At 44.3% G+C, this 18,537-nt stretch carries 21 protein-coding genes; 8 read left to right on the top strand and 13 right to left on the bottom strand.

What is annotated here, in order from left to right; genetic code table 11:
* Window positions 1–89: 89 nt before the first annotated feature.
* Window positions 90–584, top strand: coding sequence for an ATP-binding protein (locus tag QT397_10520; protein ID WNZ57749.1), 495 nt, complete (start codon window positions 90–92; stop codon window positions 582–584).
* Between the two features lie 28 nt (window positions 585–612).
* Here the strand turns inward: QT397_10520 and QT397_10525 are convergent, their stop codons facing one another.
* The 5 genes from QT397_10525 to QT397_10545 form a co-directional block, all read right to left on the bottom strand.
* Complete coding sequence (locus tag QT397_10525) at window positions 613–2,415, bottom strand: acyl-CoA dehydrogenase (protein WNZ57750.1); 1,803 nt, start codon at window positions 2,413–2,415, stop codon at window positions 613–615.
* Between the two features lie 170 nt (window positions 2,416–2,585).
* Complete coding sequence (locus QT397_10530; GenBank protein WNZ57751.1) at window positions 2,586–3,659, bottom strand: glycosyltransferase family protein; 1,074 nt, start codon at window positions 3,657–3,659, stop codon at window positions 2,586–2,588.
* Window positions 3,656–4,141, bottom strand: a complete 486-nt coding sequence (locus QT397_10535; protein ID WNZ57752.1) for a phosphatase PAP2 family protein — start codon at window positions 4,139–4,141, stop codon at window positions 3,656–3,658. Before QT397_10535 ends, QT397_10530 begins: the two co-directional genes overlap by 4 nt.
* Window positions 4,142–4,547: 406 nt before the next feature.
* Entirely contained in the window at window positions 4,548–4,769 is a 222-nt protein-coding gene (locus QT397_10540; GenBank protein ID WNZ57753.1) for a DUF1653 domain-containing protein, read from the bottom strand.
* Between the two features lie 13 nt (window positions 4,770–4,782).
* Window positions 4,783–5,097: a DUF3301 domain-containing protein gene (locus QT397_10545; GenBank protein WNZ57754.1), complete on the bottom strand. Its 315-nt coding sequence runs from the start codon at window positions 5,095–5,097 to the stop codon at window positions 4,783–4,785.
* Window positions 5,098–5,152: 55 nt separating this feature from the next.
* On the opposite strand from QT397_10545, the gene QT397_10550 reads away from it, so the two are divergent.
* The 3 genes from QT397_10550 (at window position 5,153) to tmpT (ending at window position 7,597) form a co-directional block, all read left to right on the top strand.
* Entirely contained in the window at window positions 5,153–5,848 is a 696-nt protein-coding gene (locus QT397_10550; protein WNZ57755.1) for an SDR family oxidoreductase, read from the top strand.
* Between the two features lie 360 nt (window positions 5,849–6,208).
* Window positions 6,209–6,718, top strand: a complete 510-nt coding sequence (locus tag QT397_10555; protein ID WNZ57756.1) for a DUF1097 family protein — start codon at window positions 6,209–6,211, stop codon at window positions 6,716–6,718.
* A 240-nt stretch (window positions 6,719–6,958) separates the two neighbouring features.
* Complete coding sequence (gene tmpT / locus QT397_10560; protein WNZ57757.1) at window positions 6,959–7,597, top strand: thiopurine S-methyltransferase; 639 nt, start codon at window positions 6,959–6,961, stop codon at window positions 7,595–7,597.
* Window positions 7,598–7,616: 19 nt separating this feature from the next.
* Here tmpT and QT397_10565 read toward each other — a convergent pair whose 3' ends face one another.
* The 3 genes from QT397_10565 to QT397_10575 all read right to left on the bottom strand — a co-directional run bounded on the left by QT397_10565 (window position 7,617) and on the right by QT397_10575 (window position 9,625).
* Window positions 7,617–7,949, bottom strand: coding sequence for a GIY-YIG nuclease family protein (locus QT397_10565; protein WNZ57758.1), 333 nt, complete (start codon window positions 7,947–7,949; stop codon window positions 7,617–7,619).
* The gene (locus QT397_10570; protein ID WNZ57759.1) at window positions 7,924–9,015 is read right to left on the bottom strand and encodes a PA0069 family radical SAM protein; all 1,092 of its coding nucleotides are present in this window, start codon (window positions 9,013–9,015) and stop codon (window positions 7,924–7,926) included. Before QT397_10570 ends, QT397_10565 begins: the two co-directional genes overlap by 26 nt.
* A 154-nt stretch (window positions 9,016–9,169) precedes the next feature.
* Window positions 9,170–9,625 carry a hypothetical protein gene (locus QT397_10575; GenBank protein WNZ57760.1) on the bottom strand — a complete coding sequence of 152 codons (456 nt, stop codon included), beginning with the start codon at window positions 9,623–9,625 and terminating at the stop codon, window positions 9,170–9,172.
* A gap of 345 nt (window positions 9,626–9,970) precedes the next feature.
* On the opposite strand from QT397_10575, the gene QT397_10580 reads away from it, so the two are divergent.
* The 4 genes from QT397_10580 (at window position 9,971) to QT397_10595 (ending at window position 13,975) form a co-directional block, all read left to right on the top strand.
* Window positions 9,971–10,768: a hypothetical protein gene (locus QT397_10580; protein ID WNZ57761.1), complete on the top strand. Its 798-nt coding sequence runs from the start codon at window positions 9,971–9,973 to the stop codon at window positions 10,766–10,768.
* Entirely contained in the window at window positions 10,747–11,226 is a 480-nt protein-coding gene (locus QT397_10585; protein ID WNZ57762.1) for a hypothetical protein, read from the top strand. The genes QT397_10580 and QT397_10585 overlap by 22 nt, the downstream gene beginning before the upstream one ends.
* 479 nt (window positions 11,227–11,705) lie before the next feature.
* The gene (locus QT397_10590; GenBank protein WNZ57763.1) at window positions 11,706–12,680 is read left to right on the top strand and encodes a hypothetical protein; all 975 of its coding nucleotides are present in this window, start codon (window positions 11,706–11,708) and stop codon (window positions 12,678–12,680) included.
* A gap of 50 nt (window positions 12,681–12,730) precedes the next feature.
* A complete protein-coding gene (locus tag QT397_10595) occupies window positions 12,731–13,975 on the top strand; it encodes a cation:proton antiporter (GenBank protein ID WNZ57764.1) in 1,245 nt (414 codons plus the stop codon).
* Window positions 13,976–13,989: 14 nt separating this feature from the next.
* Here the strand turns inward: QT397_10595 and QT397_10600 are convergent, their stop codons facing one another.
* The 5 genes from QT397_10600 to QT397_10620 form a co-directional block, all read right to left on the bottom strand.
* On the bottom strand, window positions 13,990–14,619 hold the full coding sequence (locus tag QT397_10600) for a LysE family translocator (protein WNZ57765.1): 630 nt from the start codon (window positions 14,617–14,619) through the stop codon (window positions 13,990–13,992).
* 91 nt (window positions 14,620–14,710) lie between these two features.
* Complete coding sequence (locus tag QT397_10605) at window positions 14,711–15,568, bottom strand: AraC family transcriptional regulator (protein ID WNZ57766.1); 858 nt, start codon at window positions 15,566–15,568, stop codon at window positions 14,711–14,713.
* A gap of 144 nt (window positions 15,569–15,712) precedes the next feature.
* The gene (locus QT397_10610; GenBank protein WNZ57767.1) at window positions 15,713–16,171 is read right to left on the bottom strand and encodes a hypothetical protein; all 459 of its coding nucleotides are present in this window, start codon (window positions 16,169–16,171) and stop codon (window positions 15,713–15,715) included.
* Window positions 16,172–16,510: 339 nt separating this feature from the next.
* Window positions 16,511–16,822: a hypothetical protein gene (locus QT397_10615; GenBank protein WNZ57768.1), complete on the bottom strand. Its 312-nt coding sequence runs from the start codon at window positions 16,820–16,822 to the stop codon at window positions 16,511–16,513.
* Window positions 16,823–16,915: 93 nt separating this feature from the next.
* A complete protein-coding gene (locus QT397_10620) occupies window positions 16,916–17,515 on the bottom strand; it encodes a thiamine biosynthesis protein ThiC (GenBank protein WNZ57769.1) in 600 nt (199 codons plus the stop codon).
* Window positions 17,516–18,537: the final 1,022 nt, after the last annotated feature.

Raw genomic sequence — 18,537 nt, forward strand, 5'->3', positions numbered from 1 at the left:
TGAAGACGCCATTAGCGGTATTGAAGGGTCTTAAATTTTCTGGAGATACAACAACCGCCGGCAAGACGCTAACGGATCAGGTGCAGCGGATGGACAGTATTATCAGCTATCAACTGCAGCGGGCAGTAACCAGTTCGCCGAAATCCATTATACGGGGGACACCGGTCGCGCCACTGCTCCATAAAATACTGGATGCGCTTGAAAAGGTGTATCGCAGTAAGCCGTGTGATGTCGAAAGTTCCTGTGCTGAAAACACCCTGTTTTATGGTGACGAAGGTGACCTGATGGAAGTCCTGGGTAACTTGCTGGATAACGCTTATAAATATGGTGACGGGAAATTATCGGTTGCCGTTGAGAATATGGAAGATACTCGCAAACTGTCTATTCAGGTTAAAGACAATGGCCCAGGGCTGGACAGTGAGAAATGGCAAGCGGTTACCCAGCGGGGCGTTCGTGCCGATGAACAGCAACCTGGGCAGGGTATTGGACTTGCCGTGGTAGTGGATATTGTTGAGAGCTATGAAGGGCAAATAAATGCAGCCCCCCTTCCTCAGGGAGGTACGGAAATTACGGTACAACTGTAATTTCCGTTTTGCTCGACAAGTCGTTTAACTAGAACCAATTTTCCTGCATGTCGAAAGGAACGCTATTGCCTGATTTCAGCAGTGCGATAGCTGTCTCTGTTTTTGGTAGCTCCCATTCAAAATAGTATTTAGCAGTGTGTAATTTACCCTGGTAAAAATCCTGAGCTTCACTATTAGGATTCTTTTCCAGTGCTTTTTCTGCGATAACTGCCTGCTGTAGCCACAACCAGGCGACTACGGTACAGCCAAATAAATCCAGGTATAGGGTGGCATTACCCAGGCCGCGATCCACATCTTCCTGAAGCTGGGAGAATAATGCAAAACTTGTCTCATCCAACTTTTCCAGGGCTTCTTCCAGCATTTTGGCCATAGATTCGAGCTTAGGTTTATCCCTGGCCTGCATAATCGTATTGCGGATCTCTGCCTGTAACAGTTGGTAGCCAGCAAGATTTTTTGACGGTACTTTCCGGGCCAGTAAATCCAGGGCATGGATGCCTTCTGTACCTTCGTGAATTGCGTTAAGGCGATTGTCTCGATACAACTGCTCTACCGGGTATTCACGAATATAACCCGCTCCCCCCAAAACCTGAATCGCCAACTCATTAGCTTTTAGGCAGTACTTGGAGGGCCAGGATTTTACTACGGGAGTTAGCAGATCGAGCAGTGTTGCAGCATTGTTGCGCTGCTCTTCTGTAGGGGCTGTATGCTCATCCTCGTAAAGTGAGGTGGCATAAACACTCAAGCTTAAGCCACCTTCAGCATAGGCTTTTTGCATCAGTAGCATACGGCGAACATCGGCATGCTGGACGATAGGGACCTGTTTGGATTCAGGATCTCGGTTAGAGGGCATACGCCCCTGCGGGCGGCCCTTGGCGTACTCAAGAGAGTAAGTGTACCCCTGGTATCCAAGTACAGAAGCGCCAGCTCCCACACTGATACGGGCTTCATTCATCATTTGGAACATATACTTCAGGCCCTGGTGGGGTTCACCGATCAGGTAGCCTATAGCGCCACCGTCCTCACCAAAACTCAATACCGTTGATGTGGTATTGCGGTAACCCATTTTATGTAGCAGGCCTGCGAGTTTTACATCATTGCGTTTTGCCGGTTTCCCCTGCTCGTCCAGAAGGAATTTGGGAACCAGAAAAAGTGATATTCCCTTCACACCTGCGGGTGCGCCTTTAATTTTTGCCAGAACCAGGTGAACGATATTCTCAGTGAGGTTTTGATCGCCACCAGAAATATACATTTTCTGTCCGTGAATACGGTAGCTGCCGTCTTCTTCTGGTAAGGCGCTAGTGCGAATGTCTGACAGCGCGGAGCCCTGATCCGGTTCAGTTAGTGCCATAGTCCCGGCAAAACGTCCGTCCAACATTTGTGGAAGGAATTGCTTTTTAAGCGACTCGCTGGCGAAAGTGCGTACCAGATTGGCCGCGCCAATGGTCAAGAACGGGTAGCTAGCACTGGCAACGTTTGCTGCGGCCATATAAGCGAGTGCTGTGCGCAGAATAACTTCTGGCAATTGCAGTCCGCCTTCCTCTGCATCACAGTGAGCGGCGAGAAATCCTGCAGAGGCAAAAGCATCCCAGGACTGTTTGGTTTCTTCGATAACGCTGACGTTTTCACCATCAAAGCTCGGTTCAATCGCATCGCCTTTGGCGTTGTGATTAGCGAAAAATTTTTCTGCAATGGTGTGTGCGGTATTCAGTGTTGCATCAAAAATTTCACGGGAATGATCACTGTACCGAGGGCGATTGATTAGGGCCTCGGTATCTAAAAATTCATAAAGTAAAAAATCGATTTCACGCTCGTTGAGCAGCTGATGGGCCATGTTTACCTCTTACATTATTCTTTTTGGGTAATCCGTTTAATTTCCAGGTAGTTTTCCATTGAATATTTTTATGCTGGAACTCTACGATTCAAGTGTATATGTAAACGTGGAGAGGGTGCACTGGGCAATGACTGATTCTATGAATAGACTTGGCGATTATTAGAGTGCTTTTACTCGGATATTCTTTGAAATACTGGTGCTGCTTCTGCAACGGGCTTTGGTAGCACCTTGCGCCACAGTTGGGAGGATAGTTCAGCTGGGCTTTGTCGGCACCCGGAAGCAATCCAGTTGCCCAGTGATTGAGCCACATCAGGCCAAACTATCCGAAGTGGAGGGGGGCAGTTGGCTAGCCACTTGTCGATCGTATAGGCATTTATCTGTTTTACGATTGTGGCCAGTTTGAGCTGATCGAGCGCTTTGGCATTGGCTTCCTGCTCAAATTGATTGGCGAGAGGCCTACTGAGAATGGGTTTTCCCAGAGCCAGGGTTTCAGCCAATAATTCAAATCCGCTATTGCAGATTACTGCTTTAGAGGTTGCCAGATCCTTCTGAAAGCCATTAATTGAGGGGGCCTTAACTTGAATATTACTAGAGGTAGGTAAATTGTGGGGTATACCGTAGACGATAAACCGATAGGGCAGCCTGGAAAGTTCGTCCAGCATCGGAATAGGCTGTTCGAAAGGCAAGTAAACTAGAATATGTTCACCCAATTCTTGGGAGAGTTCAGGTTTCTGAGGGACGATTGGCGGTAGTATTGGGTTGCCGAAGTGGTGCCAATGTAAACCGATACTTTCTTGTGTTGGGGCAAATGATTTTAGTACTGTGCGGGATGCCCACTTATTGCGAGGTGCAGGGATCGGGAATTCAAAGGCGTATTGATGGCCGATACCGATGCTGCGTTTTTTCTTAAATTTCGCTGCCCAGGCCGTAACAGGTTCATAGTCACTGATAATTAAATCAAAATTATTAACCGGCAGTGTTCTTATATCCTTGATGAATCTTACTGCATTGATGTTTCGCAGTGTTGCGAAACTATTCAAGCGGCCATGACTGTGGATAAAAGTCATTCCCTCCCGCCACCAATAGTCTCCAAAAGAAGACATCTCAAATAAGCTTTCTCTTGGGCGGCCTGAAAATAACCACTGGACCTCGAGATTTGGATACTTTTCGAATTGCTTAGCCAGCGCACGGGAGCGACTGATGTGCCCATTACCCGTGGATTGAACGCCGTAAAGTATCTTCATATAAAGGCAGCACTCACAATTAAACTGACACTGGTCCCCAAAATAGCGCCGGCACAAATATCAGACGGGAAATGAACTCCCAGGCCAACCCTGGCGGCTCCGACCCCGGTGGCCCAGATATAACCGAAGCTCCACATGGGGCTCACCTGTATAGACATCGCGGTTATAAATAGGAAGGCGCATGAGGTGTGGCCCGACGGTAAGCTGAAACGATCGTGCGCCACAATTACGGGACGCATGCCCGGGATTGCTTGGGGCGGGCGAAGTCGTCGTGTCGTGTTTTTTATCCCCCAGTACAATCCGCGCTCCAAGGCAACTGCGGTACATGCCAAGTACAGCAGTTGAATGGCTGAATTGAGCCATACATAGGTGAATAAAAGTGCCCCGGCAGCCCACCCATCCCCAGATTTAGATAGCCACAGATAGCGCCGGCGAGAGCTGGGGCGTGATGCCCGCTCAACCATATACAGCACTATGGACACATCAAAACTCTTTAGATTCATCGGTAAGCCTCGCATGCCGACAAGTTACAAATCGATTATTGCACGGACTTGACCGATTTATGTCGCAATAATGAAATCTTGACCAGGCGGGAAGAATAGAATGAAAGAGCTTATTTAAAAGGCTGAAAGATCCAACGAATAGTTGGCGCAAGATTATTCCAAATCAAAATTATAAGTAATTCGATTAATAAACGCTGGGGGTTTTCGGGGTCAGTTGTAAGCTGATAGTACACCTGAGTACCAGCAAGTTAGACAAAAGATTGAGTTGGATTGGGTGCAGATATAACTGAAGAAAGTTGCTTATCTTATTGGAAAAAATAATAGACAGATAAAGTGACTTTGGAGGAAGCATGGCCCCTCCAAAATTAATGATATTTCAGGCAGGTCAGGCAGCTATGTCAAATGCCTGGACTAATTCAAAGCGTGGAGATTTAACGCCGTTTTTAGAAACTGTTTCATTAAATGTTCTTTGGGGTCTCACCCAGACGCCATAGCCTCCATAAAGGGCTCGGTACACAACCATAACTTCTTCGGATTCACTATGTTTTGCGGTATGTAAAACCTCGTACAGATTTCCTTTGTAGTGACGATATAGGCCGCGTTGCATGGGTACCTCTAACTTACGTGGTGGGGGGCAAGCTGTAACTGTTGGATGCGATTCCCGTGAAGTACAGCAGTGCCTGAATAGCGATGTTCGCCTGTAGAAGTAAACTCAAACTTGTAACTGCGGTGAAGGCTGAAAACCCCCTCTTATCCTTTTTGATTCGAGTACGAACCAAAAGCACGGTGTCGTCTAACAGTTGGACACCGAGCTGTCGGCAGTGATCAGAAGCGGCTCGCCGGACGTGCTCTTTAGCGGCCATACTGGCCCAGATATACCAAAGAACCACAAAGAACAGGGAAAGCCACAGTATGTCGCTGAGAGTGTAATACATTGCTATACAGTTGCTATGATCGCTTTCCCGCAAGAATACCATTTAAGGAGCGCCAATGTCCGGCACGATTTTAATTACTGGCTGCAATCGCGGAATTGGGCTTGAGTTGTGTGCCCAGTTTGCCGAAATTGGCTGGAAGGTCCTGGCTTGTTGCCGGGAACCGAAGAAAGCCGCTGAGCTCGCGGTGTTGCAAGAACGCTACCCCTCGATACAGTTGATTCGCCTAGATGTGACCGACTACGAACAGATGATCTCTCTAGGTAAGGCCTTTCAAGGAGAGCCGATAGACATATTGCTCAACAATGCAGGTTACTACGGGCCGAAGGGCGTGGGATTTGGCGCTGTTGACCGCGCAGAGTGGCGTCGAGTTTTAGAGTCCAACACTATCGCCCCCTATATGATGGCAGAAACTTTTTGTGACAATGTTGCGGCCAGCGAGCACAAGCTAATCGCGGTGATGAGCAGCAAGGTTGGGAGTATCGCTGATAATCGCTCTGGCGGTGGATATATCTACCGAACTTCAAAGACAGCCGTAAACCAGGTCGTCAAAAGCTTATCTATCGATTTAGAGCCGAGAGGAATCACGGTTCTCGCTTTGCATCCGGGGTGGGTAAAAACGGCTATGGGCGGCCCCGGAGCACTGATTTCTGCTGAGGAAAGTGTCGGCGGACTAAAAAAGCTGCTTTTATCAGCAACGCCAGCAAAAACGGGTCGATTTTATAACTATGACGGGACTGAAATTCCCTGGTAATACTTGTAATGGGCTGTGACAAAACTCCTCTGAGAATCTAATAGAATGCAGCTCCCACACTCTGCCGGCCTGAATACGAGGTCGCTTGAGTAGCCTTGATCAGTCGAATTTATGCATTTCAACTTTTTTGCATATGGCCGGCGGGTGAGTCTGTTTTGTCTGCTTCGTGCTAATGCCTGCTGATTGCAAGATTGGGCAAGAATACGGAAGAAGTTTTCTATCCCCCAGAGTGGGAACTACCTGAAAATAGCTTCATATCAAGGAATGGTTCTGATAGATCCTTTCAGAGTGTTGGCGGGTTTTACGTTTTAGGCAAGGAATCTTACCTCTTATCAGGGTGTCCTCGAAGGAGTGGAAATCATGAAGTGGCCCAGTGTTTTAACCAAGCGTAAAAGCTTGTCCCCCCAGTTACTGAAGTCACCAATCCTTGCAATTCTCATTGTTGCGGCACTCGTCGGTTATCTGGGCGGAATGCCAATATGGGTAGCGGTGTTGGGTGTTATTGCCTATTACTCCAGGGGGCGTGATTGGCGGGCAGGTGCCTACAATCTCGCATGTGTGGTGACCGGGCTGGGGTTGGGGTTGGGCGCTCAAACAGCGGCACATAAATGGCAAATTGACCCAAGTATCCTGGTTGGGCCGATTGCACTTCTCTTCTCGATTATCAGTGTATGGGCAATGGGAATGGTGACTGGTATTCGGAATGTCACTAGCTATGCCATTGGTATCATTATTGCGTTTCTTGCGCAGTTGGACATTACCTTGGATGCCTATTTTCAACTGATTGCAACGGTATCTATCGGTGCAGTATTTGCCGGCCTGATTGATATTTTATGGCCGCGTCAGCAACGAGCAGTAAGGACTTGTTGAAAGATTAATCTGAGTGCTTGAGGGGAAGGGTTGTAAGGGGTTCAGTAAGATTGAATAGAGGTGTAGTTCAATGGTAAAACGTATATTGCTATCTACAGCAATGGTATTTGTTGCGGCTTTGGCGTTTACTGAACCCTATGAGTCTGAAAGTAGTATCGAAATGGAATACTACAGAACACTTCTTCATTGATGTAATTCGTTTCTTATCTATTTTTTTACCTTGGATTGTAGGAGCCAGTTGTGAAGGAAGAATTTTGGCATGATAAGTGGAAAAGAAATGATATTGGCTTTCACGAGGCGGCCGGCAATTCGTTGTTGACAGAATTCTTTTCCAGTCTCTCTCTGTCTCCGGGTGATCGGATTTTCTTGCCGCTATGTGGCAAAACGAAAGATATTGCTTGGTTATTAGAACAGAATATCTCAGTCGTTGGCTGTGAACTCAATGAGGAGGCCGTGAAGCAGCTCTTCAGTGAAATGGCAGTAATCCCACAGGTAAGCCAGGTTGGTAATCTGAAGTGCTACTCTGCTGCCAACATCGATATTTTTGTTGGCAATATATTCGATTTGGGTAGAGAGGAGTTGGGGCCGGTTGTAGCGATTTATGATCGGGCTGCACTGGTAGCCCTCCCCTCAGATATTCGTGAGCAATATGTCAGACACTTAATGGCTATCACCCAAGTCGCACCGCAACTCCTCGTATCCTTCGAGTATGAACAAACCCAGATGCCTGGCCCACCTTTTTCTGTTGGGAGCCGTTTGATTTATGAATATTATGATGCCGATTATAGCCTACAAGTATTGGCGACAAGAGACGTTGTTGGTGGACTTAAAGGCAAGGTTCCTGCAAGAGAAGAGGCATGGTTGTTAACACCAAAGTGATAATGGCTTTCTCAACAAGCTAAATTTCTGGCAGGGAATGAGAGCCAAGTATTAGTTTTTCCTTTTTTGATTTTGGCCACTTCTTAATGGCTATCTCCATTTTCAAGGCGGTTGATTTATCGGGTAGCCCCACAGAGAACACGAGCGTAAGGGGCCCCTTACCTCGTAGTGCTTTTGCCGCCTTTGGGCCATCACTACAGTGCTCAGAAAAACGCCTCTCCAAATCATTGGTTATACCGGTATAGAGTGTTCCTCTGGCCGTTCGAACAAGATAGAGAAACCAATTCACCCTCAGCTCTTCCTTCTTTTTTATATGGCCCATAGATTCAAGAAAATAAATCCTGCTGCTCATTAGTGCGAGGCGGCGGCTTGAACTGGGAGCAATCCAAGGTAAGGCGCCGATGATCCAAGCCCAGCTTTTTCATTGCCACTTGAAAGCGTCTTTGGAGTAGTTGAGCAAATATGCCTGTGCCAGTTCGCCTTTGGGAAAATTCACTTTGATAATCCTTACCTGCACGGCTTTGCTGCACCAGGCTCATGACATGCTTTGCCCTTTCTGGGTAGTGTACCTCTAACCATTCCCGAAATAGAGGGGCAACTTCATAGGGGAGGCGTAATAGGATATATGCGGCTCTTACAGCCCCTGATTCCCGTGCAGCTGCAAGAATCGACTCCAGCTCACAGTCATTGAGAGCGGGGATCATAGGCGCAGCGAGTACTGCGGTAGGAATGCCCGCTGTACTCAGCTGTTCAATTGTTCGCAGACGAGCAGCAGGGCTAGCGGTCCTTGGCTCAAGCTTACGCTTAAGGGCATTATCTAGCGTGGTCACACTAATGGCGACTTGGGCCAAGTTATCTTGTGCCATTTCTGCCAGCAGTGGGAGGTCCCGCAAGATTAGCTGGCTTTTGGTGACAATGGTTACCGGCTGGCGAAACTCCTGCATAAGCTCCAGTAAACTACGGGTTATCTCTTTCTCTCGTTCCAGAGGTTGATAGGGATCGGTATTGGCTCCCAGAGCGATGGGACTGCACTGGTAGCTCTTCTTTCGTAGCGCTTTCTCTAAAAGCTCAGCAGCATTTGGCTTGTAGAAAATCTTGGTCTCGAAATCGAGCCCTGGTGATAAATCCATATAGGCATGGGCTGGGCGGGCATAACAATAGATGCAACCATGCTCACATCCCCTGTAGGGGTTTATCGATTGGGAGAAAGGGATATCTGGAGATTGATTAGTCGAGATAATAGTTTTCGCCTTTTCCTCAATGGATGAGGTTATTAGTCTCACCGGCTGATCAGGCTCCACTTGCCAGCCATCAGTTTCACGGGAGCTGGAAAGTTCAGCAAAGCGCCCTGGGAGGTTAGAAGCGGTTCCTCGGCCCTTGCATGGGGATGGCGCTTTAGTGGAAGGATGATCTGACATTTTTTTAGCGATAACTGTATTAATGTACAGTTTACGCCTTAATTTTGGAGGATTGCAAGCCTTAGCGGATTTACCTGGAGAGGAAAATAAGTCTGGATTTGGTTTCCCTAAGAGGCAATGCCTCTTAGGGTCTAATTGTGCTCTTAGATACTGTTTAGGCAGTGACTGCGGGGTTATATTTCGATTCCATTGTCAGCCCGGGTCTTTCGTCATCCCAAATCATATGCACTACCTTCCAGGATTCGCCATCGTTCAATAGCTGGATACTATTTATCCCTCTTTTTAGGAATTGGGTTTTCTCCTTATCGCTCCAGGCCTCATAAATACTGAAGACGTGAGCAATATTTCCAAATTGCTCGATAATGTTGTGTATTTCAGCTTCATAGAAAGGGCGATCTGCAATTAGATTTTCAAAATTTTCTGGATATTCTTGGACGCTGAGGATCGTAGACTGGGGCTTGCCATTGCTATCCACAAATGTGCGAATCATTTTCGCATCAGGGGAAAATAATGATGCCTGTCTTTCCCAGTCGCGTTGAAAACCTGAAGGGCCAGAGATTCCACTATATAACTCATCGATAACTTGTTGTATTTCCATATTATTTGTCATATTTCTATCCTTGTCTAATTTCAATTAAAAGCTTTGATTGTCTAGCCGGTGACCCTGAGTTAATATTTAATTCTATTTTGTATATTGAAAATACCCATGCCAACTCGCTTGAATATTTAGTGCTGTCATTAGTGAGCAGATTCAAAGCTGTCATTATGATATCAACTGAAAGTGAGCTTATCTACAAAGCCGCTAGGTGTGCATAGCTACGAGATAGTGTGTCACTTCACTTTTTATGTCGTAATTGTTTGATTTATATGTGGTTTTATTATTTTCTATAATTGGTATGAATGCCTAATAGGTACGGTAGCTTCAACCATGAAATCGGAGATACCCTCTCGGGAGATGGGACGCCAAGAAGCTCTTCATGTAGAGCTGTCTAGGCAGTCAAAAGGGGGCTTGCAACTTATTTCTTTTATTCGAGTTTGTGAGCCTCTAGCAATTGATACGCTACGTTCTGGCCTTAAAATACTACACCAGTATCATCCCCTCTTGCGAGCCCGCGTCGAGAAAGATAATAAATATCGGTGGGTTTGTGATGTGAATTTTTCCGAAATACCTATAGATGTGTACCGGCTAGATAAGGAAATGGATTTTGAGGGAGAGTACTCAAACCAGGCCAAAAAATATATAGACAGTGATAGATATGCATATTGTCTAAGCATATTTTGCAATCATGAAGGTTTAGTGCAGTGGGTTATTGTCAATAATATTCATGCGATTATGGATGGTCGTTCTATTATGACTCTGTTCTTGCAGTTGGATCAGTTAGTACAAAAAAATAAACCCTTTAGAGACAATGAAACGCTACCTCTTGGGGAAAGCATCGCTAAAAATTTAGAAGTCGCTGGATATGTAGGTGAAAAACATATATTTCATGATGCGGATGATCAAAAATTAAACTGGCCTGTTGAGAAGGTTGCACCGGCAAGTAAACGGCAGGCTGGTGCAATAGCGAGACTATTGTGTCCTGAAGATCTCCATCAGCTAGCAAAAATAGGTAAAGACCGAGGAGTAAAGTTAACCGCAATTCTTTGTGCAATTGCTTCCATTGCTTCAGTAGTCCTACCAACCTATAAAAAGGGAGAGGAGATTATTTTAGCTTTAGATGGAAGAGGCTTATGTACCCCCCGATCCCATTAGAGCATATTGGTTCGTTTTCGCAAACTACTCAGTTATCTATTCCTGAAGACCCTACATCGGTTGATATCATAGATTTTGCTGAAAATTTACAGTCCCAAATATACACGGTACTAACTAAACAACGTCCGATGGCAAAAAAAATTGTGTCTGCATACACTGTTGCTGAGGTGGAAGCTATGGCAAGAGAGACAATCTCTGGCTCAGAATCCTTCTTTGCCGGTATTTGCGTATCTAATGTAGGAAGTTTAAGTAAATTAGGTGGAAGGATGAAATTTTTTGATATTGAAAAAGGAATGGTGACCCAAACTAATGGGCTAAACCCATTGACGGTCATTTCATATACAACCAATAAGAATTCGGTTTTTGTATTTGGTTACTGTGAACCACTTTTGAGTCGAAATAGTGTTCTTCTGTATATAAAGCGGTATATGGATATTATTGGTGGTCTAATTCATTAGTTTTTATACAGGGTTTCTAGAATGCTTTCTTGTTTTTATGTGAGGATTTCAAGGGAAGATTGAATTATTCTTGTGTTGTGTTGGTTAAGATATCAATTTAAATACATAGATTGCTAGGCGCATTTGCTATTTCTTACTCGGTTGCGATGATTTTCTCCATAGTGGTGATGACGATTTGGTGGAAAGAAATTCTTGTAGAGGTTATTAATAATCGATATTCATACGAAGGTTAGTTGAATTCTATTTAAGTGAGGAATAATAAGATATCTATCCATTAGCAATGTTTTTTAATATTTTATCTGTATAGACGAAGGAATCAATCGATTGTTAACTAGATTGTGATTGTGCTGACTGTCTTAGTGATCTGCTCTCTGTATCAATAGCCAATATCAACAAACAGTTTCTAACTATTTTCCTATACTGAGGATAATGCTTCTTGTATTACATGTAATGTACCCATTAGCAAATGTGAGGCCTGCATGGAGAAAGAGCCACTCTCACGTGAGTTGGGGTCCCAAGAAGCTCTATTTATTGAATTGACTAATGAGTCTTACGATGGAACTCAGCTAATATCGTGTGTTCGCCTCCGCGATTCTGTTACTTTCGAGCAATTTTGCAGAGGTTTTACCTTTATCCATAGAAGACACCCAATGCTTCGGGCGAGGGCCAAGAAGGGCACCAAGGCTTCTTGCATTTGTGATGTTGAATTTGAAAAAGTACCTCTAATCATAAAGCATTTAAATAAATCATTAGAATATGAGATTGAATACCTTTGGCAGCAAAATCAATTTGTTGACATAGAAAATTGCGCCTATGGGATTACCTTGCAAGTTAACGTGAATGATGAAGTTGAGTGGGTCATCATTGTTAGCAATCATACTGCATTTGATGGCCAGTCAAGATTGGTACTTTTTTGCGATCTAGACAGGTTTCAGGAGAGGGAGGGAGACGATATTGGCCAAGAACCTAAACTACTAAGAAAAAGTACGGGTGAGTATTTTAATTTGTCTGGATTCAAGGATGTCGATTTATTTAATGTGCGGAAATCCAATAACTGTAGTAAATGGAAAGTAAAGCAAGCGGTACCCATTATAGGAAGAAAAGGATACTCAACACTTAAATTGATATCCCCTGAAGCTGTTGCCGTTTTTGCTGCGCAATGTATACCTACATTCCCAGAAGTCACTGTTTTCCCTGTTGGTATTTGTGTTTCTAATACCTGTAATATGCAGCGATTAACTAGTGGGCTTAAATACTTTGAAATTGAGTCAGGCATTGTCGTACAAGTCCACGTTACCCACCTGCTAATAGTTATTACGTATACCACCTGTAGAAATACCATTTTTGTATTTGGATATTGTGAGCCCTTAACTAGCCATCAGAGTGCGCACTTGTATGTGGAATCCTATATAAAACTTGTAAAGTCTCTACTTGTAAATGGGCGTGTTCAGTGAGGATGTGTCTGTATTCGAAGTTAGAATGCACAGGCAATGGGAGTTGACAGGTGAATGATATAGTCACTGTTGTAGGGCAGGGGTTATATCTCGCTGCCGCTGCAGTTATTGGACTGGGCATTGCAAGGATCTTACGTATTGATAATACACTTGGCTGCCTTGTCGCAGGAGTACTGGCGGCTTTGTTACTTCCCATAATTGACTATGATACAGGTTTGCGTGCAACCAGTATCAGAGAGCTGGTGTTCTTTGTTATTTTACCGGTATTAATTTTTGAGTCAGCCTGGCAGCTGGAACCCAAAGTCTTAAAGCGCTGGATTGGACCTGTACTGTTATTCTCTACACTCGGTTTGGTTATTTGTGCAGTTCTTATTGCAGCAATTACTTATTACGGCATTGGTCATCCTGAGGGTTTTCCTTGGGTGGCAGCCATGCTGACAGGGGCCATTTTAGCGGCTACTGATCCGGTTTCTGTAGTTAATAAATTGCGTCAGGAAAAAACAGGAGAAGATCTCTTAACCTTGGTGGATGGAGAGAGCCTCTTCAATGATGCTGCAGCTGTAGTTCTCTATTCGTTAGTATTAGGGCTAGCTACCTATGGTATCGTTGAAAGCTCATCGATGGGGGCTGCAGCTCCTTCATTGGACGCGACTTCAGTGACACTATATTTTTGCATGGTATTTTTTGGTGGCGTTGCGATTGGGCTTATTTTTGGCTTGATAACCACTCTTGTCATATTGTTTCTGCGATCTCCCAGTGCGGCTTTAATGACTTTAGTAATCGCTGCATTTGGTAGTTTCTATTTGGCGGAAAGTATCTTTCATGTATCAGGTATCATTTCGGTAATGATATGTGCAATTGTTGCTCGAGCGTGCTTAAGTAAGCAAAACAGCACCTATTTAATTCATGCGGGTCCAACTTGGGAGTGGATGGGGCTGTTTTTTACCGGTATTATTTTTGTGATTATGGGATTGGTGATTACTTTTGAGATGTTTACCCACCAATGGCTGGCGATGGTTATTGCTACAGCAGCTGCTTTAGGAGCTAGAGCATTATCTGTATTCTTAGTGGCACCTCTGACTCGCTTTGTTGGCCCCCCGATACCGAAATCCTGGCGTCTGTTAATGAGTTGGGGCGGGCTGCGAGGGGTTATTGCGGTCGCTCTGGTGCTTTCTCTTCCAGTTGAATTGCCCTATTGGTGGACAATTCAATCTATGGTATTTGGCGTGGTCCTTTTCTCCTTGTTGGTGCAGGGGACTACCAGTGGCCGCTTGATTCATAAATTAAACCTTTGAACTAAGGTTCCAAGTCATACAGCATTTAGGCTAATAGCAGTGGGGTTATCAGCAATTAACCACACAGCGACAAGAAGCAGACTGAGTGCAAAAAGCTTGTTTTGCAGATTTCTATTTTTATCGCTGATAAGTGCTTTCGATAAGGTCCGACCAAAAGCGATCCATGAGAAATGTGTCACAAAGTTGAGTATGGTGATCATAATAATCAAGGTGATAACACTGCTTTCATTGCTCTCCTCTTGCTTTGGTGCGAACACAGAGAACATAGTAATTACTATCATCCAAGCTTTAATATTCATACTTTGAAGCAGCATTCCCTGCCAAATGCTTACCGATTTGGTGGCAGTTTTTCCAGGCTCTTTATTAGGCTTTATAAAAACGTAAGCAAGGTAAATTAAGTAGATGGCACCAGTCCACTGTAAGATGGTCATTACCATAGGGTAGTGAATTAGCCAGCTCATAAATCCGAAGCCAACTAATAAAGCCTTCATTAGAAATACAATGTCTATGCCCGCCAGTAAAGGTAAGGAACGACGAATACCCAAGCTGGCTCCGGCTGCAGCAAAGGTGATATTGGCAGGTCCTGGGCTAAAAATTAGTGGGAACATTACTGCCAACCAGGCTAATAGAAACTCTAAGCTCATATATATTACTCATGTCATAGAAGAGATATCGCTATGAGAAGTAGCTCACACTGTTTAACGGTGCGCTTTGTTTTCCCAGAGATAGGTGAGCTTAAAGGGAGTAGAAGGAAGGTTCTTGTACGAAATTGCGCTGTGCAGACTTTAAGTAGCGAGCAGGTGTGATACCGAAAGCACGCTTGAAGTTTCGACTCAAATGGCTCTGATCAAAAAAACCGCAGTCGATAGCCACCTCAGCCACCTGGGCTCCGGTACGAAATAATGCTCGGGCCCTTTGGGTTTTTAGGAGGATTAGGAATTGATGTGGAGGAACGCCAAACTGCGCATTAAAACTACGAATTAGCTGATATCGACTCATGCCAGTTAATTGGCACAATTCATCCAGTGTCACATTTCTTTGCCAGTTTTCCTGTAAATAAGCACGGGCCTTCAAGACTCCCTGTTTGTTAGATGATGACTTCGGGTAGATCTTTTGGTCGCCGTGACGGGCAAAGAGCTGGCTAATTGCCAGGGTGAGTAGAGAGTCCGTTGAAAGGGATAAAGCGTTCATTTCAAGACTGCTATGTAGCTTGTAGAGAAGCTGAAAAAGCTCAGGATCATCCAATAGTGGCCCTTTCAAAAATGGTACGGGTGTTTGATTCAGCAGAATGTGTTCCCTGAGGGTTTCCTCAATAAGCGCCGTGTCAAAGTAAAACATACGGTAGTACCAACCGGAGTCACTTCCAGAAAAACCGGTATGAATCTCCCCTGGATTAAGCGCAGCAAGGGTTCCCTGAGGAAGAGTCACTGTTTCACCGCGATAATCGAGCTTTTCTACGCCAGAAAGGAAGATTCCAATAGCGAGTTCATCATGCCAATGCTTGGCAAAGGAAAACTTATGGAAGTAGGCGTGAAAAAGCTCTATGCCGCAATGACTCGGACTTCGCCAAGCCTTAGAGAATTCCTTTCGCACTGATAACCCTCGTATGATAAATAACCATTACTTTACAGAAAGAAAGGGTGGTAAGGCAAAGTTACAGATGGGTGTGTAACAATTGAATAGTGGAGAGGTTCGAAGTGGTACTTTTGATGTCGAGTGCCTTTGTTTGGTAAGCATTTACCTTACGAAATATAAATTGCCCATTCTTACTTCATAGCTCACTGGTTTTATCCTACCCGTGTACCAGCCAGGATTTGAAGCCATTGTTGCGTCCAAAGAAAACCAACCACCTTTACCCTCCTCAACGAAGGCATATTTCTTCCCATTTGAATAAACTCCTGATCTGTATCTGATCAATCTATAGTACTCGGAGTCATCATATTTAACAGAAGCTTCCAGTACCACAGGATCACCTGCAGAGGAGGAAATATAAATAAAGACTGGCAATTCATCTCGCCCAAATAACTTTGGCTTTTCTACCAATAAGTTATCTATTGGAACAACTCTAAATTGATTTTTCCTTGCGTAATCTATAGGTTTATTTGACCTGAATACAATTGATATATAGAAAACTATACCTGTTAGGAAAATAATTAAAGTGATTTTGGTTAGGATTTTTCTTCGAATTTTATTCATATTGCTTAACGCCATGATTTTGGGTCCCGTGAGGAGGCGAGTTCTTTAATTGAAGCCTTCGAAGCCCAAGAATGGAGATCCAACCCTCACAGTAGGTGGCGTTGACTAGTCTTGTAAAGTGCAACGATGCTACTTAAGAATTTTCATTAGTAGCATGTCCCTCTTTTTTGTAGATGGGCTCTTAAGAAAACCTATGATGGGCTGGGAACGACTTTCTTATTTATTAACAACCGATCACTTTACCGAAATTTAACACTTTCGATAAGCGGTTTCTGGAAAGTAGGGTGAGTTGTTCTTTACCGGGGGAGCGTAGTCGAATGTATTGCTAAACGCCCTACGCTACCCCTTGCCATTTTTCTTTGCTAGGTACTCCTTAAAAGTCCAATACTGTACCCCCTGCATTTCTCTCTCCAGATCATCCATATCATCGGGTCCAATCTCACTCGGAAATGGTTTTGAAAGCATCGAGCGTACTTGCGCTAGCCTATCACTTACCCTTGCACTCTGAAAATAATCAATAATTTCATCCTTCCACGCCTCTTCACCAAACTCGTGGTGTACTTTATTCATTTGATCCAGTGAGACCACGAATTCATTGATATCTCTAAGAATCGACAGGATCTCTTCTTTGCTATATATTAGTTCATCCACTATAAAGGTCTCTTTCTATAAGTCTTAAATGGGCGGCCGAGCAATCTGGTGTGAAGTCACGCTTGACTTGATTGTTAAATTGAATTTCGTGTATTAGTCCTCTCGGGCAATAGTCAAAAGACAAATTGCCAAGAGTAAGGTTGCAAGAACACCTGATGCTCCAGCAACGGATGAGGGTAAATAAGAATCACGTCCAAATGTAATCGAAATAGCATTAGCAAACATTGCAATAACGCCAACTGAGGCAGTCAAACCTCCCAGCACTTTGGAGCTCCCATTCATTTTGGTAACTCCAAAAATAAGAGCAGCAAAGCCCAGCAAAAATTTCGCCGCGTAATAGATCATAAATGAAAAAGCCACAACGGCCCCCGCTGCAGCTCCAAGCGCCTCTAATTGGCTAGCGACCTCCCGAAATGGCATAAACATAGTGGCGCCAATACTAACTTGCACCACATTGAATACAGAGCTGAATGCAATAGCGGACCACCCTACGTGGTGGTTTTTAGTCTGCACCATGGCCGCTCCAGCAAAAGCTGAAAGAATGGTAAACAGCAAGCCCTCCAGCCCCCAGAAAAGTTGCCGTGAGGGGTTAATCTCTGCAACATACAGCATGGTAAAGAGTGCCTGTGTAACTACTAGCGCCAACAGCAGAAAAGCTATGATTTGGATATTTCGCGCATTGGTGAACTTCATAGTTAGATGCCTTGTATTTTCTATATATGGATCTTGCTTCTAAAGATAGGGGTTGGCCTTATTTATTTTATATCGAAATATTGGGATATGTGGCTTTCTCGAACCTAACTATATATTTATATCGGGTTATAGGAAAGCAAGCGTCCCCAACGAAAATTTTTAGATTGTATGTGTCAAAGTCTACTTTTTTAGGATCGGACCTCGCGATTGAGGTCGCATCATAGCTTAGCAAAATAGTTGTGAAAAAGAAGCGATTGTAAAAAAGAGCAATTTCTTCATTTTATTATCATATTGTTAAGTGGATATGTGAATGGTATAAGCGTAACTATCTACGCCTAAAGATCTACAAAATAGAGCTCGAAGTGAAGCATGGCTCGTCTAGCCCGTATGTTTTTTGAACGGTTATTCTGTTCCGGTTGCTGCCTGTTATATGTTTAGCCTTTCTGTCAGACTTTGATAATTGAAGCAACTAAAGCTATGAAAATAACAAGTAAGAAATAGGTGGTTGCACTCGCCTTATAAATTAATGTTTAATCTGGTATGGCATGGCTCATCATCCCAAGCAGTTGGGGCAGAACGATTTACTGATACGAAAGGGGTGTATATAGATGCACTATGAGTCGAACGAAAAATGAGGCGATCATTTACAATAGTTTCGACATAACGTCCATCAGGGGCAAACACCTTTTCCCCTTTAATTCTTCCGACAGCAGTACCTGATCGACCGTAAATTTTTAGATCCTTACTCCGTAATTTTACTGACATGACAATTGGCCCGGATAGTTCTGCTTTTTGTATTCATCTCCCCTTTTCTAGAAACCCACATGTGGCCGGTAGTGGAAACCTGAGGGATCATGAATCTCTGCATGCAATGTGGCATGTATTCTCGCCAGTGGAGCATGAATTTAACACTTGTTGATCCACTAAGTGGGAACTTCTCATACCAAGGGGCGCGACAACCTTCTATAGCTTCGAACTCTCCAAATATGGTATAGCTATGAGCCATACCGATATTGTCGCCT

The sequence above is a fragment of the Microbulbifer sp. MKSA007 genome, from assembly GCA_032615215.1.
Classification (GTDB): Bacteria; Pseudomonadota; Gammaproteobacteria; order Pseudomonadales; family Cellvibrionaceae; genus Microbulbifer.

Bases quoted from the DNA above. Each gene is read 5' to 3' on its own strand.
- QT397_10530 (WNZ57751.1), bottom strand. From the start codon at position 3,659: ATGAAGATACTTTACGGCGTTCAATCCACGGGTAATGGGCACATCAGT.
- QT397_10590 (WNZ57763.1), top strand. From the start codon at position 11,706: ATGGAGAAAGAGCCACTCTCACGTGAGTTGGGGTCCCAAGAAGCTCTA.
- QT397_10525 (WNZ57750.1), bottom strand. From the start codon at position 2,415: ATGGCCCATCAGCTGCTCAACGAGCGTGAAATCGATTTTTTACTTTAT.
- QT397_10550 (WNZ57755.1), top strand. From the start codon at position 5,153: ATGTCCGGCACGATTTTAATTACTGGCTGCAATCGCGGAATTGGGCTT.
- QT397_10545 (WNZ57754.1), bottom strand. From the start codon at position 5,097: ATGTATTACACTCTCAGCGACATACTGTGGCTTTCCCTGTTCTTTGTG.
- QT397_10600 (WNZ57765.1), bottom strand. From the start codon at position 14,619: ATGAGCTTAGAGTTTCTATTAGCCTGGTTGGCAGTAATGTTCCCACTA.
- QT397_10540 (WNZ57753.1), bottom strand. From the start codon at position 4,769: ATGCAACGCGGCCTATATCGTCACTACAAAGGAAATCTGTACGAGGTT.
- QT397_10575 (WNZ57760.1), bottom strand. From the start codon at position 9,625: ATGACAAATAATATGGAAATACAACAAGTTATCGATGAGTTATATAGT.
- QT397_10565 (WNZ57758.1), bottom strand. From the start codon at position 7,949: ATGAGCAGCAGGATTTATTTTCTTGAATCTATGGGCCATATAAAAAAG.
- QT397_10620 (WNZ57769.1), bottom strand. From the start codon at position 17,515: ATGAAGTTCACCAATGCGCGAAATATCCAAATCATAGCTTTTCTGCTG.
- QT397_10570 (WNZ57759.1), bottom strand. From the start codon at position 9,015: ATGTCAGATCATCCTTCCACTAAAGCGCCATCCCCATGCAAGGGCCGA.
- QT397_10610 (WNZ57767.1), bottom strand. From the start codon at position 16,171: ATGAATAAAATTCGAAGAAAAATCCTAACCAAAATCACTTTAATTATT.
- QT397_10520 (WNZ57749.1), top strand. From the start codon at position 90: ATGGACAGTATTATCAGCTATCAACTGCAGCGGGCAGTAACCAGTTCG.
- QT397_10580 (WNZ57761.1), top strand. From the start codon at position 9,971: ATGGGACGCCAAGAAGCTCTTCATGTAGAGCTGTCTAGGCAGTCAAAA.
- QT397_10585 (WNZ57762.1), top strand. From the start codon at position 10,747: ATGTACCCCCCGATCCCATTAGAGCATATTGGTTCGTTTTCGCAAACT.
- QT397_10555 (WNZ57756.1), top strand. From the start codon at position 6,209: ATGAAGTGGCCCAGTGTTTTAACCAAGCGTAAAAGCTTGTCCCCCCAG.